The organism is Humibacter ginsengiterrae, assembly GCF_054780115.1.
Map to the genome: position 1 here is coordinate 150051 of NZ_BAAGWY010000006.1, position 14519 is coordinate 164569.

The window sequence follows — 14519 nt, forward strand, 5'->3', positions numbered from 1 at the left end:
ACTAATCTCAGCCCCATGCCCCGACTCGTCAGAACGATCACCCTTGCCGCCGCCACGTGCATCGCAGCACTGACCGGCGCAACGCTCTCTGTTGCAGGTGCACCGCCCGCGCACGCAGACACCACAGGTACGACGTACTACGTCGACTCCGCAATCGGAAGCGATGCGAACCCGGGAACGAGCGCCACGTCACCGTGGCAGTCGCTGACCAAAGTGGATGCGACGACGTTCCAGCCGGGCGATCGCATCCTGCTGGCGGACGGCTCCGAGTGGAGCGGCGTCACGCTGCGGCCCCAAGGCTCAGGCGACGCCACCGCCGGCATCACGATCAGCGACTACGGTTCGGGATCGCTTCCCCGCATCGATGGTGCCGGAAAGGTGCCGAACGCGGTCGAGCTCTTCAACCAGCAGTACTGGACGATCCAGAACATCGAGGTCACCAACCAGGCACCGTCGACAAGCACGCCAGGAGCGAACCTCGGCGACTTCCGGGGCATCTACATCGGCGGAGATGACGGGCAGACTCTCTCAGGGCTCACGGTCGACTCGGTCTACGTTCACGACGTCACCGGCGAAGTGCACTGGATGGGCGGCAGCACCGCGAACAACAAGCCCGGCATCACGTTCGCCACCGGCTGGGACGGCATGAAGAACACCGGCGGCATCGTCTTCGAGACGACCGTGGCCGACCCGGCGAACCCGGGCAATCCGACGATCCTGAACGACATGACGGTGGAGAACTCGAGAATCGAGAACACGTCGTTCGGCGGAATCATCACCAAGCAGTACGCGGGGACGAACGCAGGGGCGGTTGCGACCGGTTGGGGCATGCGCACTTCCGCAACCGATCCGAACTATCACCCGTTCACGAACCTCACGGTGCAGAACAACTACATCACCCAGGCCGGCACCGCTTACGGCGCCAACGGGATGCTCCTCAATAGCGTGCGCGGCGCGCTCGTGCAGAACAACGTCGTGGACCGGGTGGGTACGTGCGGTATCGAATACGACTACTCGGATGACGCCACCACCCAGCACAACGAGGTCATGGGCACGTCGGTCAAGGCAGGCGGCGGCGATTCGAACGCGATCGACACCGACATGGGCACGACGAACATGATCGTGCAGGACAACTACATGCACGACAACAACGTCGGCTTCCTGATCTTCCAGATCCACTTCGGCGACAGCATCTGGCGATACAACGTCATCGCGAACAACTCCGAATACTCGATGCAGCTCGGATCGGCATCCAGCGCGACCGCTCAGATCTACAACAACACCTTCTACAACGTCGCCTCTTCGATGGCGTGGCTCATGACGCAGAGCGACTACGCCTTCTCGAACAACGCGTTCTATTCGACGACCGGCTCGCCGGCCATGCCCTCCGGCTCGGGCGTCACCTACGAGAACAACTACTACGGCGGTCCTGCGCCGACGATTCCGAGTGCCGAGACGCATCCCGTCACCGGCGATGCCCGATTCACCGATCCGTCGGTGACCGGGCCATACGGCGGCACCTCAACCGGCCCGGCTCTGGCCACGGCGAGCGCCTACGCACCGCTCTCCGGATCCGCCCTCATCGATCAAGGCACGGCCATCTCCGGCAACGGCGGAGTGGACTTCGCCGGGAACGCCCTCTACAACAACGCCCCCGACGTCGGCGCCTTCGAGTACCGCACGGCCGCCGGAGCGCCGGGCGAAGCCATCGACGGATTGGTCACCTCCAGCGTCGGCGGACCGCTGAGCGGTGCGACGATCACCGCCACCGCCGACGGCCGAACCTTCACGGCAACGACAGACTCCACCGGCTTCTACGTGGTGCCAGGAGTTCCGTTCAGCACGGATGTCGCTGTCTCGGCATCCGCGAAGTACTACGCCACGGCGACGACGCATGCCGCCGTGGCCGACGGCGACAGCACACGGCTCGACCTGACGCTGACGCCGACCATCACCACGGGAACCCTCCAGGGCACCATCGACGACGACCACGCGCAGCCGCTGGCAGGCGCGACCGTGACCCTGAGCAAGGCGGGCACGACGGTCGGAGCGACGAAGACAGATGCAAAGGGCGGCTACTCCTTCCCGACCGTCACCGCGGGATCCGGCTACGTGCTCACGGCGACGAAGAGCGGCTACCGCAGCGCAGTCGAGTCCGGAGTGCAGGTGGTGATCGCCACCACCACGACAGCGCCAACCCTCCTGATGCCGACGACGGACGGCACGGCGATCCAGACGCACGACTTCGACTCACTACCCATCGGAACGCTGGCGACGGGAACGGATGACTGGACCACGTCCGCCTCCGGCGGAAGCGTCGGTGTCGTCGCAGACACACCGGGGACCAACCGGTCGCTGCAGGAGACCCGCTCCAGCAACAGCGGTATCACCGGGGCGGAACTGGACTTCGGGACGCCTCTCGAGGGCCTGATCACCGTCGAAGCCGACGTGCAGCGCACCGACTCCGCGGATGCCTACAAGAGCGACTACTTCAGCGCACCATACCTGTACGGCTCCAGCTCGACACCCGGTGTCGCCGTCGCCACGACAAAGGGAGAGATCGCGGCATACGAAGGCACCTCGCTGAAGAACCTGGTCCCGTACACGCCGGGCACCTGGTATCACCTCGCCCTCGTCGTCGACACGGTCAACCAGCGCTACGACTTCTACGTGGATGGCAAGGAGGTCGTCGCCGACGCGGCGTTCAGGGGATCGATGCCAGGCATCCAGCGCATCGTTTACCAGGCGACCAGTTCGAACTACGGAACGCAGACGATCGACAACGTGCGCATCGGATACGGGCTGCCCGTTCAGCAGTCCTCCGCGCCGGCGGCGGCTGCCCTTTCCACTACTCAGGGTTGGGCGGATGGCTTGCACGACGGCTACTTCGACGTGCACATGAACAACTGGTGGGGCAGCAACGCGACAAGCTACTCGCTCTACCAGAACGGCACCCTTATCTACACGGAGCCGCTCCTGGCAGACGGCGACGACGCACAGGCATCCACGGTCACCATCGACGGACTGCCGAACGGCACGTACGAATACACCGGTGTGCTGAGCAACAGCGCGGGCGACACTGCGACCAGCTCGGTGACGGTGAAGGTGACCGATGCCGACCCCGGCGTCCCCGTGCTCAGCGATGACGGGTATCACGGCGCGTCGAACACGACGGTGACGACGAACATGTGGTGGGGCACGAACGCTACGAGTTACACCCTCTACGTAGACGGAGCCGCCGTGGATCAACAGCAACTGACAGCTGCGACCCCGTCGGCGCAGAAGGTGACGACCGCCCTCACCGGTCTCTCGCCCGGCACCCACCAGGTGATCGCGGTCCTGACCAATCAATTCGGCTTCACCTCGAGCCGTCCGCTCACCCTCGACGTGACGAGCTGAGGTCGACTGAACAGGGCTGCGCCGCCACGGTCGGAACCGTGTCGCAGGCGGCACGGCCTCCCCGCCCCTTGTCGGAATCGTTACGCACGCGGAGGAATGAGGTCACCGGCGCCGATACACTGGGCGTCAGAAAGCGATTTCTGATAACTGCCCTGGATCGCTTGACACCATTCGAACGAGGTCACCATAATGTGGCAGACGACGCGGGAAAGCGTTTGCCCGTCGTGACCACAGCATGGCAAGGAGGCCACATGTCACAGCAGCAGATCTCCCGGCGCCAGTTCGGGGCACTCGCCCTGACCGGTATCGGAACGACGCTCCTGCTCGCCGGGTGCGGAACGTCCGCCACCCCCGCCGGTGGCGGCGCAACTTCGACCGCAGCGGCCGGAGACGCGTTCAAGAAGGCGACGCTCAACTTCGAGTGGTGGACCAACCCGGTGCGGTCCGCGTACACGGCAAAGATCATCCAGAACTACACCGCCGCGCATCCGAAGATCACCGTGAACCAGGCGCCCGGACAGTGGGCGACGTACTGGACGAAGCTGTCGACGCAGGTCGCGGGGCAGACGGAGCCCGACATCATCCAGATGGACCAGGCGTACATCGCCGAGTACGGCGGCCGTGGCGCCCTGCTGGACATGTCGAAGGTGGCGAGCATCGACTTCACCCCGCTGAAGGCATCCCTCTCCGCGGGCACTCTGAACGGCAAGCTGTACGGCATCCCCACCGGCAACAACGCGTACGGCATCGCCGCGAACAAGACGCTGTTCGAGAAGGCAGGCGTCAAGGTGCCCGACGACAAGACGTGGACGTGGGACGACTACCTCGACATCTGCAGCAAGCTCAAGCAGGGCTCTGGCGGTGCGTTCACCGGCACCACCTGGCAGAGCGGCGATCAGGACATCAAGATCTGGCTGCACCAGCACAACGAGCAGCTGTACACCGACAAAGGCAAGCTCGGCTTCAAGGTGAACACGCTCGCGGACTGGTTCACCATGATCAAGAAGCTGTTCGATGCGGGTGACGCCCCCACGCCCGACCAGTTCACGAACGACATCGCCGCGTCGCTGCAGCAGACCCTCTTCGGCACGAACAAGGCCGCGCTCGGTTGGACCTGGAGCAACCAGATCACTGCCTACCAGCAGTCGAGCGGCGGCGACATCGTGCTGCTTCGCCCGCCGAGCGTTGCCGGTTCAGCCAGCAAGAACGGCCTGTACTACAAGCCGTCGATGTACTGGTCGATCGGCTCGCAGACGAAGAACCCCGCCCAGGCCGGTGGACTGATCAACTACTTCTTGAACAGCACGGACGCAGCCAAGTTGCAGCTTGCTGAGCGCGGCGTTCCGGCGAACACCAAGGTGCTCGCCGTGGTCAAGCCGCTCCTCTCGAAGACCGACCAGCTCGCGGTGCAGTACCTCGAAGACATCAAGAGCGAGATCAAGTGGGTGCCGCCGGTGCCGCCGAAGGGCACGAGCACCGTCGCTGCGGTCGCACAGCGCCACACGCAAGACGTGATCTTCGGTCGCGCCACTCCGTCGGCAGCGGCACAGGCGTTCACGACCGAGGTGCAGGGGCTGATCAACTCCGCATCGTGATCCGGTTTCACCATCGTCGGTGCCCGTTCTGGCCGCACGGCCGGGGCGGGCACCGATCTGTCTGCGGCGCAGCCCGCACCAAGGAGCGTTCGGCATGAGTTCGTCGGCGATACCCGGCTATGCGGACTGGCCCCGTCACGCGGCCGCCACTCCGCCGTTCGCGGCAACGGATGCCCCGACACAGGCACTCGCGGGCGTCCTCGGCCTGCGCCGTAAGCCCGACCCGCCGGCCGTGCGCCGCGGCGAGTCGACCGTGCGCGACGGTGTCGCGATCACGCCCCTGCACTGGCGGATGCCGTATGGCCCGGAGACGCAGGCGTGGGAACTGCGGCCGACCGAGTCGGCCCCGCTCGGGAGCGAGGCGAGTGCGGCTGGGGGCGACAAGGACTCAGGGTTGCTGCCGGGCATCCTTGCGTTGCATCCCCACGGCGGACGACGGTCCACCGGCGCAGCTCAGCTCATCGACTTCGACGGCGAGAATCCGGATGCCGTCGCGAACCGGTTGGCGAAGGCCGGCTTCGTGGTGCTGGCGCACGACACGTTCTCGTGGGCGAGCAGGCGGTTCGACCTGTCCGCGCCGCCGCCCAAGCTCGCTCGAACACGGGATGCCCTGCTGGCGCTCTGGGCGGCCGAGGGATACCCACCGAGCGATGACGAGCTCTTCGATGCCGTCTCGTCGGCACACGAAGACCTCATCGCGAAGACAGCCGGCCTGCTCGGGCAGACGTTCGCCGGGATGGTCGTCGCGGACGACCTCGTCGCGGCCGACGTACTCGCCGGGCTGCCGGGAGTGGATTCCGATCGCCTCGGCGCGATCGGGTTCTCCGGTGGAGGCGGTCGCGCGCATCTGCTCGGCGCGCTGGACGACCGGATCGGCGCCGTGGTCGTCGCGTGCATGATGGCGACGTTCGGCTCGCTCGTCCCCGACTACGTCGAGACACACTCCTGGCTGCTGAACAGCCCCGGGCTTCCGCAGGTGTGCGATTGGCCGGAACTGGCATGGATCGGCAAGGCCCGCGAACTGCTCGTGCTCTACGGCGAGCGCGACCCGCTGTTCCCATTAGAGGGGATGCGCGCTGCGCACGATGCACTGGGCTCGTACCCGGGATACGACGGCCGGTTCTTCGACGTCGGACACGAGTTCACGGCCGAGATGCTCGAGAAGGCGACGGAGTTCTTCGTGGCGTGGCGGGCATCCGACCGATAGCACCTCACTTGGCGCGCTGCGCCAGACCCTTCACGTATTCCGCCTGGCCGAGGTGCTTCACGTCGTCGTCGATGATGCTGATCAGCCGCACGCCGAGCGTGACGGGCGGATTCCAGCGCGTGTCGACGACGCGATCGAGGTCGGCGTCGCTGGTCGCGGCGATTCGCGCGAGCGTGACACGCTGAGTCGAGTCGTAGTAGCCGAGCAGGAGCTCCGGCGAGACGCGGACCGCCGCCACCTCGTCGCTCGACTGTCCGTAGCCGCTCGCGTTGCGGGAGAACGGCAGAGCGAATCGGTCTACCCAGCCCTCGGATGTCCACACCTGATCCAGCCCGTAGACATCGGCGATCTGCGCATCCTGTCCACGGGTCAGATGCCAGACCAGCCACGCGATGGTGTTCGCGTCCGGGTCGGCACGGAACGTCAGCTCATGCTCTCCGACGCCCTCGAGCAGGCGATGCACGCCCTGGCCGACGCGCTCGACGGCATCCGACAGTAGCTCTCTGGTGTCCATTCGGCTGGCTCCCTTGGTCTTCGTGGCGAAACGGATGCCCGAGGCATCCGTTTCGCCACGTTACCCGCGGTGCAAGCTGCGCACCGAGCTTGGTGAGGTGCTCGTCGGCTTACGCGATCCGGTCGAGCGCCTGCTCCACGTCGGCCACGAGATCGTCCACCGACTCGATGCCCACCGACAGCCGCACGATGTTCTCCGGCACCTCCAGCGCCGTGCCGCGCACCGAGGCGTGCGTCATCTCGCTCGGGTACCCGATCAGCGACTCGACGCCGCCGAGCGACTCGGCCAGCTGGAACACGCGCGTGGACTCCGCGAGCCGGCGGGCGGCATCCGCTCCCCCGCGCACCGCGACCGAGAGCATGCCGCCGAAGCGCGACATCTGACGGGCGGCCAGGTCGTGACCCGGGTGCGACGGCAGACCCGGGTAGTAGACGTGCTCGATCGACGGATGCCCGGACATCCGCTCGGCGATCGCCTGCGCGTTCTCGGAGTGCCGCTGCATGCGCACGTCGAGCGTCTTGATGCCGCGCACGGTCAGCCACGCCTCCATCGGCGCCGCGATGGCGCCTGCGGCGAACTGCTGGAACGCCAGCTTCTCCGCGAGGTCGCCCTCGCGCAGGATGACGGCGCCGCCGATCACGTCGGAGTGACCGCCGAGGTACTTCGTCGTCGAGTGCACGACGACGTCGGCGCCGAGCGACAACGGCTGCTGCAGCGCGGGCGAGGCGAACGTGTTGTCGACGACGACCTGCGCACCCACCGCGTGGCCGAGCTCGGCGAGCGCGGCGATGTCGCTGATCTTCATCAGCGGGTTGCTCGGGGTCTCGATCCAGAGCAGCCGCGTGCGGTCGGCGGCGAGCGCGTTCCGCACCGCGTCGAGGTCGACGAGGTCGACGGCGGTGTGACGGATGTCCCACTCCCCGTGGATGCGATCGATCAGCCTGTGGGTACCGCCGTACACGTCGTTTCCGAGCACCACGTGGTCGCCGGGGCGAAGGGCGGAGCGCAGCAGGGCGTCCTCGGCGGCGAGTCCTGAGGCGAACGCGAGCGCGCGGTCGCCGCCCTCGAGCGCGGCGAGCACGACCTCGAGCGAGGTGCGCGTGGGGTTGGCGGAGCGGCCGTACTCATAGCCCCCGCGCAGTCCGCCGACGCCGTCCTGCACGAAGGTCGACGACTGGTAGATGGGCGGAACTACCGCCCCGGTCGTCGGGTCGAACTCCTGGCCGGCGTGGATGGCGCGGGTGGCGAATCCGGTCTCGGCGTGTGTCTCGGTCACAGTCGTCTCCTTCGTTCTCGGTTTGCGTGGATGCGTGTCGCGCCCGCCCCCGGGTTCGTAACTCCTGCAATCTGGCAGGCCTGGCGGGACGCCTCCGCGCGGTCCTGTACTGCGCGTCGGTTCATGCGAACAAGTTGCAGGAGTTACGAACGGGGAAGGGCGGTGAGCCGGACTTGCGGAGCACGATCAGCGGCTCAGGAACGCGAGCAGGTCGGCGCGGGTGATCACCGAGAGCGGCTTGCCCTCATCCGTCACGAGCAGCGCGTTCGCCTCGCCGAGAGCGGCACGCGCGGCGGCCACCGTCTCGTTCACTCCGATCAGCGGCAGCGGTGGCGCGACAACCGATCCGACGCTGTCTGCCATGCTCGCTTCGCCCGCGAACACGCGGTCGAGCAGCGTGCGCTCGTCGAGCGATCCGACGACCTCGCCGATCACGACGGGCGGCTCGGCGCTCAAGATGGGCAGCTGGCTCACGCCGTATTCCGTCATGATCGCGATCGCGTCGTGCACCGTGTCGGACGGATGCGCGTGCACCAGATCCGGCAGCGCTCCCGACTTCGAGGCGATCACCTCCCGCACCGTCGCCTCCCCGGAGTCGTCGCTGAAGCCGTATGAACGCATCCAGCCGTCGTTGAAGATCTTGCCGAGATACCCGCGGCCGCCGTCGGGCAGGAGCACGACGACGACGTCGTCGGGACCGAGATCGCGCGCAGCGCGCAGGGCGGCGACCACGGCCATCCCGCTGGAACCGCCGACGAGCAGACCCTCCTCCCGCGCGAGCCTGCGGGTCATGGCGAACGAGTCGGCGTCGGAGACCGCGATGATCTCGTCAGGCACAGACGGATCGTAGGCATCCGGCCAGAAGTCCTCGCCGACGCCCTCGACCAGATACGGGCGTCCGGTGCCGCCGGAGTACACCGAACCCTCGGGATCGGCGCCGACGATCCGCACACGGCCTTCGGAGATCTCCTTGAGATACCGGCCGGTTCCGGTGATGGTGCCGCCGGTGCCCACGCCCGCGACGAAGTGCGTCACCTGACCCTCGGTGTCGCGCCAGATCTCCGGGCCGGTGGTCTCGTAGTGGCTGCGCGGCCCGTTCGGGTTGGCGTACTGGTTCGGCTTGTACGCGCCGGGAATCTCTCGCACCAGCCGGTCCGAGACGCTGTAGTACGAGTCCGGATCGTCCGGCGCCACCGCGGTCGGGGTGACCACGATCTCCGCACCGTAGGCGGTGAGCACGTTGCGCTTGTCCTCGCCGACCTTGTCGGGCAGCACGAACACGCAACGGTAGCCGCGCTGCTGCGCCACAAGGGCGAGGCCGACGCCGGTGTTGCCGCTGGTGGGCTCGACGATGGTGCCGCCGGGCTTGAGGAGGCCGTCGCGCTCGGCCGCGTCGATGATCCGCTCGGCGATGCGGTCCTTGCTGGACCCGCCGGGGTTGAGGTACTCGACCTTGACGAGCACCGTGGCGCGGATGCCTTCCGTGACGCGATTAAGGCGCACGAGGGGCGTGTTGCCGATGAGGTCGGTGACGGATGCGGCGAACTTCATGCTGGTCCTGTCGTTGTTCTTCATGCTGAGTGGGTGGTCGACGGCGGATGCCTCGCGCACGCCCGCTGCGAAAGCACGGCTGGGGCGGCGCGCCTCAGCGGCTACAACAGTTCAGGAACACGCGCACCAGCCTACGACACGATCGCGCCCGGTCGCATTCGACCGGCAACCGGGCATCCCTAGACTGAACGCCATGTCGGTCTCGTCCCTCACGAACACGGCGCAGGACTACCTCAAGGTGATCTGGGCAGCGAACGAGTGGGAGCAGACTCCCGTGACCGTGACCGCGCTTGCGGCGCGCATCGGGGTGCGGGCCGCGACAGTGAGCGACGGCATCCGGCGCCTCACCGAGCAGGGGCTCGTGGTGCACGAGCCGTACGGGGCGGTCGCGCTGACCGAGGCCGGACGGATGCACGCACTCGCGATGGTGCGCAGGCACCGGCTGATCGAGACGTTCCTGGTGGAGACGCTCGGCTACCCCTGGGACGAGGTGCACGACGAGGCCGAGGTGCTCGAGCACGCCGTCTCGGACACGCTCATCGAGCGCATCGACGCCGCACTCGGGCATCCGGTGCGCGACCCGCACGGGGACCCGATCCCCACGGCCGACGGCGACCCGCGCACCCCGCACGCCCTGCCGCTGCTGGAGGCGGAGCCGAACGCGACGCTGTGCGTGGTGCGCATCTCGGACTCCGATCCGGCGGTGCTGCGCTACCTGGCCGAGCGAGGCATCCGGTTGGATGCTCGCGCCACCCTGCTCGAGACCCGCCCGTTCGCCGGCGACGTGGTCGTCTCGGTCGACGACGGCGGCCCGATCACGGTGGGGGACGTCGCCGCCCGCGCCATCTGGGTGGCGCCAGCCTGACGGCGGGAAGCACGATCTCCCACATTCGGGTCGCACTTTCTGTCGCTTCATCGGGCCGCAGGCGACAAAAAGTGCGACCTGAAGTCGGAGGATGCCGCATCAGCTAGCCGACGACCGCCTCAGCCGTCTCCACCTCGGCCGGCTCGCGCGGCACGAGCGGCACCGCGGCGACCGGCGCCAAGGCCACGAGTGCGAAGGCGAGCGGGTAGCCGACCAGTGTGATGAGGCCGCCGACCGCCGGGCCCACGATCGAGGCCGCCAGGAACTGCCCGGTGTTCTGGGTGCCGAGCGCACGCCCCGACCAGAACGGCCCGGCGAGTTCCGCCACGGACGTGTAGGCCAGACCATTGTCGGCGACGGTGACGGTGGCCGCCACGATGAGTGCCGCGACGCCCGCCCACCACGGCGCCAGTTCGCTCAGTGCCAGCACGATCATCGCCGCGGCCGCCGTCCACGCGACCCAGCGCAATGGACGCAACCGGCTGCCCACACGGTCGGACAGCACGCCGATCGCCACGCGCCCCAAGGCCCCGACGAACTGCGACACACCGACCACGATGCCGGCCGCAGTCGTACTCATCCCGCGATCCGCGGTGAGCCATACGAGCCCGAAGATCGACACCGTGAACTGCGGAATCACGAGCAGCGCCGACGCGAGATGGATGCGCACCAACGTCGCGGTCCCCCGATACGGGTTCTCCGGACGGGCACCGGCATCCGCTCCCGATCGATTCGGACGCGGCGGGTCGACGATCACCGCGGCGCTGAGCACGGCGAGCGCGGCCGTCAGCACGAGCGGCAGCATCATCGCCGCGGCAACGCCGCCGGATGCCGCCAATGGCGGCACCGCGATGGCGGCAACCGCGACGCCCAGCGGCTGACACATCTGGCGGATGCCCATCGCCAGCCCACGTCGCTCCTTGCGGAACCACCCGACGACGACGCGGCCGCTCGCCGCGTTCGTGCTGCCGGATGCCGCCCCGCCGAGCAACAGGAATCCGCCCAGTCCGAGATACCCCGAGGCGGTCACAGCACCGATCGCGGCCAGCGCCGTCAGCGCCATGCCACCTGCGATCACCCAGCGCTCTCCGACCCGATCGGTGAGCGCGCCCCACGCGACGAGCGTGATCACGAGGCCCAGCGTCGGCGCGGAGGCCAGCAGTCCGGCTTGCGCGAGCGGAACACCGCGCTCAGTGTGCAGCAACGGGATGAGGAAGGCCGGCGCCGACTGGAACACGGTGCCTGCGGCCTGAGCGAGCACGGCCGTTGCGAGCATGAGCCACGGCCGAAGCGATCCCGTTCGGGGCGTCGAAGCGGGGTGTGCTGGTCGTCTCGGCGCCATGAGGCTTTCTCCTTACCGTCCGGCCGCGCCCCCGGACACCATGCCGGTCTCCGGAAGGCGCGGCCTCGGGCTCGTTCGACCGTGACTCGTGCTCGTTACGGGATACCATAGTGGTATACCAATTCACTCGCAAGCGGTGCGGACTCTGTCTCGGTTTGCCCATACTGGAGGGATGCAAGGGGCCTCCCAGACCGATCAGGTCTACGACCAAGTCCGGCAGGCGATCCTGTCCCTCGACATCGTGCCGGGAGCGCGACTGAGCGAGCGGGGCCTCGAGGCGGAGTTCGGGGCATCCCGCACCCCCGTGCGCGCCGCCCTGATGCGACTGCAGAACGAGGGCCTCGTCGCACGCGACGGCCGCGCGTGGAATGCGACGCCCATCGATCTCGACGAGGTGACCGCGCTCTCCGAATACCGGGAGGCCGTCGAGTGCGCCGGTGCGCGCCTGGCGTGCGAGCGGGCATCCGACGCCGAACTCGCACGATTCGCCGAGTCGGTGACGGCGCAGAGCACGGAGCCAGACGACGAGCACGCGGGCATGCGGCGCGGATCGGACTTTCACGAGGGGCTCGCCGCACTCAGCGGGAACGCGTTCATCGCACAAGCGGTCGCGGACACCGTCACGCGCATGGCACGCGCGCGGTGGCTCGAGATGCGAACCGAGGAAGGGCGCGCCGCCGCGTGGGATGAGCACGCGGCCATCGTGGATGCCATCGCCCACCGTGACGCGGATGCCGCCGCCTCCGCGATCGCGCACCACACGCAGGCGAACCTCGACCGCCTGCTGGCATCCATCCGCTCCGATCGCCGTGCCTTCGGCGCCCGGGGCCTGCGCATCGTCGGCGAGTAACAGGCACGTGGCGTAGCGTCGCGGCGTGGAACTACGCCAGCTGGAACACTTCATCGCGGTCGCCGAAGCGAAGCACTTCACCAGGGCTGCCCGTTCGCTGAACATCTCGCAGTCCGGCCTGTCGGCATCCATCCGGTCGCTGGAGACCGAGCTCGGCACCGAGCTCTTCCTTCGCAGCACTCGCAGGGTCGAGCTCACCCAGGCGGGACACGCGCTGTTCGTCGAGTCGGTGCGCACCGTGGCCAGCGCTGCGGCGGCGAAGGAGGCGGTGGTCGCCGTGCGTGAAGTGCTCACCGGAACCCTGTCAGTGGGCTCAGAGCAGTGCCTCGGGCTGGGCGATCTCGCTGCGGAACTCGCGGAGTTCCGGTCGAATCACCCCGCGGTGGGCGTGCGACTAGGGTTCGCCGGTTCCGCGCGGCTTCTCGATGACGTGGCATCCGGTCGTCTCGACGTCGCGTTGATCGCCGAGTGCGGCCTGAACCCCCTCGGCGTGCGCGTTCGCCGGGTTTCCAGCGAGCCGTTCACCGTACTCTGCAGCACACGCCACAGGTGGGCGAATCGGAGCTCGGTGACGATGCAGGACATCGCGCGTGAGACCCTCGTCGGCTTTCAGAGCGACTGGGGCGCTCAGCTCCTGGTCGGGCGGGCGCTGGCGTCGATCGGTGCGCAGCGTTCGGCCGACCTGGAGACGAACGACGTGCACTCGCTGCTGGATCTCGTGCAGCATGATCTCGGGGTGGCCGTCGTGCCCGCGCATTTCGCGATGAAGCGGCCACACAGCCTCACCTCCGTGCCGTTGGATGCTCCCGGCCTGGAATGGTCGGTGGGAGTGGCCACCCCCGAGGTCGCGGGCCCCGCCGCACGTGCGTTCCTGGCGCAGTTGGAGGGATCCGCCCTGGCCGCCTAGTGCGTGCTGCGGCGGCCAGGGCTCCGGGAGACCTCTACCAGGCGTAGTCCTCCGGTGCCGGCTTGTGGCCGGGGAAGATCTCGTCGAGACGCGCCAGCGCAGCTGCGTCGAGCTTCACATCGACCGCACCGAGGATGCTCGTGAGCTGCCCGGGCGTGCGCGGTCCGGTGATCGGGCCGGTCACCGCAGGCTGGTGCAGCAGCCAGGCCAGGCCGAGTTGCGCAGGCTCGACGCCCAGTTCGTCGGCGAAGGATTCATACGCCTCGAGCTGCGCTCTATGCGTCTGGAACGACTCGGCCGAGCGTCCCTCGTTGCGGCGTGACGCATCCGCCTGCTTCTTGATGATGCCGCCGAGCAGGCCGCCCTGCAGCGGCGACCAGGGGATGACGCCGAGGCCGTAACGCTCGGCCGCGGGGATCACCTCCCGTTCGATGTCACGAACGATCAGGTTGTACAGCGACTGCTCGCTGACCAGCCCGAGGAAGTGGCGGGACGCCGCCGCTTCTTGCGCCTGCGCGATGTGCCAGCCCGCGAAGTTGCTGCTCCCGGCGTAGATCACCTTGCCCTGCTGCACGGCGACCTCGATGGCCTGCCAGATCTCGTCCCACGGGGTGTCGCGGTCCACGTGGTGGAACTGGATCAGTTCGACATGGTCGGTCTGAAGGCGGCGCAGGCTCGCGTCGATGGAGTTGCGGATGTTCAGCGCCGACAGCCGTCCGCTGTTCGGCCAGGAGTTTCCCATGTCGCCGTAGAGCTTGGTGGCCAGCACGGTCTTCTCGCGCCGCTCACCGCCCTTGGCGAACCAGTTGCCGATGATCTCCTCGGTGTGGCCAGGGTGGTCGGGACCGCCGTAGCCGTTGGCGGTGTCGAAGAAGTTGATGCCCTCGTCGAGGGCGGTGTCCATGATCTCGTGAGCCGTCTGCTCGTCGGTGCGGGGCCCGAAGTTCATCGTGCCGAGCACGATGCGGGAGACCGTGAGGCCTGTGCGGCCGAGGTGCGTGTATTCCATGGCA

General features: G+C 67.9%; 11 protein-coding genes. 6 read left to right on the forward strand and 5 right to left on the reverse strand.

Annotated features, from left to right (window positions below; all coding sequences use genetic code 11):
* Positions 1–15 precede the first annotated feature (15 nt).
* From ACYVII_RS09480 to ACYVII_RS09490, 3 genes are all read left to right on the forward strand, one after another.
* A complete protein-coding gene (locus ACYVII_RS09480) occupies positions 16–3399 on the forward strand; it encodes a carboxypeptidase regulatory-like domain-containing protein (protein WP_460534268.1) in 3384 nt (1127 codons plus the stop codon).
* 251 nt (positions 3400–3650) lie between these two features.
* On the forward strand, positions 3651–4994 hold the full coding sequence (locus ACYVII_RS09485; protein ID WP_460534270.1) for an ABC transporter substrate-binding protein: 1344 nt from the start codon (positions 3651–3653) through the stop codon (positions 4992–4994).
* A gap of 94 nt (positions 4995–5088) precedes the next feature.
* Positions 5089–6201 carry a dienelactone hydrolase family protein gene (locus ACYVII_RS09490; RefSeq protein WP_460534272.1) on the forward strand — a complete coding sequence of 371 codons (1113 nt, stop codon included), beginning with the start codon at positions 5089–5091 and terminating at the stop codon, positions 6199–6201.
* 4 nt (positions 6202–6205) lie between these two features.
* Here ACYVII_RS09490 and ACYVII_RS09495 read toward each other — a convergent pair whose 3' ends face one another.
* The 3 genes from ACYVII_RS09495 to ACYVII_RS09505 all read right to left on the reverse strand — a co-directional run bounded on the left by ACYVII_RS09495 (position 6206) and on the right by ACYVII_RS09505 (position 9542).
* Entirely contained in the window at positions 6206–6715 is a 510-nt protein-coding gene (locus tag ACYVII_RS09495; RefSeq protein WP_460534273.1) for a DinB family protein, read from the reverse strand.
* Positions 6716–6824: 109 nt separating this feature from the next.
* Positions 6825–7991: a cystathionine gamma-synthase gene (locus tag ACYVII_RS09500; RefSeq protein ID WP_460534275.1), complete on the reverse strand. Its 1167-nt coding sequence runs from the start codon at positions 7989–7991 to the stop codon at positions 6825–6827.
* A gap of 186 nt (positions 7992–8177) precedes the next feature.
* Positions 8178–9542, reverse strand: coding sequence for a cystathionine beta-synthase (locus ACYVII_RS09505; protein WP_460534420.1), 1365 nt, complete (start codon positions 9540–9542; stop codon positions 8178–8180).
* Between the two features lie 193 nt (positions 9543–9735).
* On the opposite strand from ACYVII_RS09505, the gene ACYVII_RS09510 reads away from it, so the two are divergent.
* A complete protein-coding gene (locus tag ACYVII_RS09510) occupies positions 9736–10407 on the forward strand; it encodes a metal-dependent transcriptional regulator (RefSeq protein WP_460534277.1) in 672 nt (223 codons plus the stop codon).
* Between the two features lie 103 nt (positions 10408–10510).
* Here the strand turns inward: ACYVII_RS09510 and ACYVII_RS09515 are convergent, their stop codons facing one another.
* Positions 10511–11749, reverse strand: coding sequence for an MFS transporter (locus ACYVII_RS09515; protein WP_460534279.1), 1239 nt, complete (start codon positions 11747–11749; stop codon positions 10511–10513).
* Positions 11750–11921: 172 nt separating this feature from the next.
* Between ACYVII_RS09515 and ACYVII_RS09520 the strand changes: the two genes are divergently transcribed.
* Both ACYVII_RS09520 and ACYVII_RS09525 read left to right on the forward strand, forming a co-directional pair.
* Entirely contained in the window at positions 11922–12599 is a 678-nt protein-coding gene (locus tag ACYVII_RS09520; protein ID WP_460534281.1) for a GntR family transcriptional regulator, read from the forward strand.
* A 25-nt stretch (positions 12600–12624) separates the two neighbouring features.
* Positions 12625–13506: a LysR family transcriptional regulator gene (locus tag ACYVII_RS09525; RefSeq protein ID WP_460534283.1), complete on the forward strand. Its 882-nt coding sequence runs from the start codon at positions 12625–12627 to the stop codon at positions 13504–13506.
* A 34-nt stretch (positions 13507–13540) separates the two neighbouring features.
* Here ACYVII_RS09525 and ACYVII_RS09530 read toward each other — a convergent pair whose 3' ends face one another.
* Entirely contained in the window at positions 13541–14515 is a 975-nt protein-coding gene (locus tag ACYVII_RS09530) for an aldo/keto reductase (RefSeq protein ID WP_460534285.1), read from the reverse strand.
* Positions 14516–14519 lie beyond the last annotated feature (4 nt).

Coding starts and splice junctions, on each gene's coding strand:
- ACYVII_RS09480 (WP_460534268.1), top strand. CDS start 16: ATGCCCCGACTCGTCAGAACGATCACCCTTGCCGCCGCCACGTGCATC.
- ACYVII_RS09485 (WP_460534270.1), top strand. CDS start 3,651: ATGTCACAGCAGCAGATCTCCCGGCGCCAGTTCGGGGCACTCGCCCTG.
- ACYVII_RS09490 (WP_460534272.1), top strand. CDS start 5,089: ATGAGTTCGTCGGCGATACCCGGCTATGCGGACTGGCCCCGTCACGCG.
- ACYVII_RS09495 (WP_460534273.1), bottom strand. CDS start 6,715: ATGGACACCAGAGAGCTACTGTCGGATGCCGTCGAGCGCGTCGGCCAG.
- ACYVII_RS09505 (WP_460534420.1), bottom strand. CDS start 9,542: ATGAAGTTCGCCGCATCCGTCACCGACCTCATCGGCAACACGCCCCTC.
- ACYVII_RS09510 (WP_460534277.1), top strand. CDS start 9,736: ATGTCGGTCTCGTCCCTCACGAACACGGCGCAGGACTACCTCAAGGTG.
- ACYVII_RS09515 (WP_460534279.1), bottom strand. CDS start 11,749: ATGGCGCCGAGACGACCAGCACACCCCGCTTCGACGCCCCGAACGGGA.
- ACYVII_RS09520 (WP_460534281.1), top strand. CDS start 11,922: ATGCAAGGGGCCTCCCAGACCGATCAGGTCTACGACCAAGTCCGGCAG.
- ACYVII_RS09530 (WP_460534285.1), bottom strand. CDS start 14,515: ATGGAATACACGCACCTCGGCCGCACAGGCCTCACGGTCTCCCGCATC.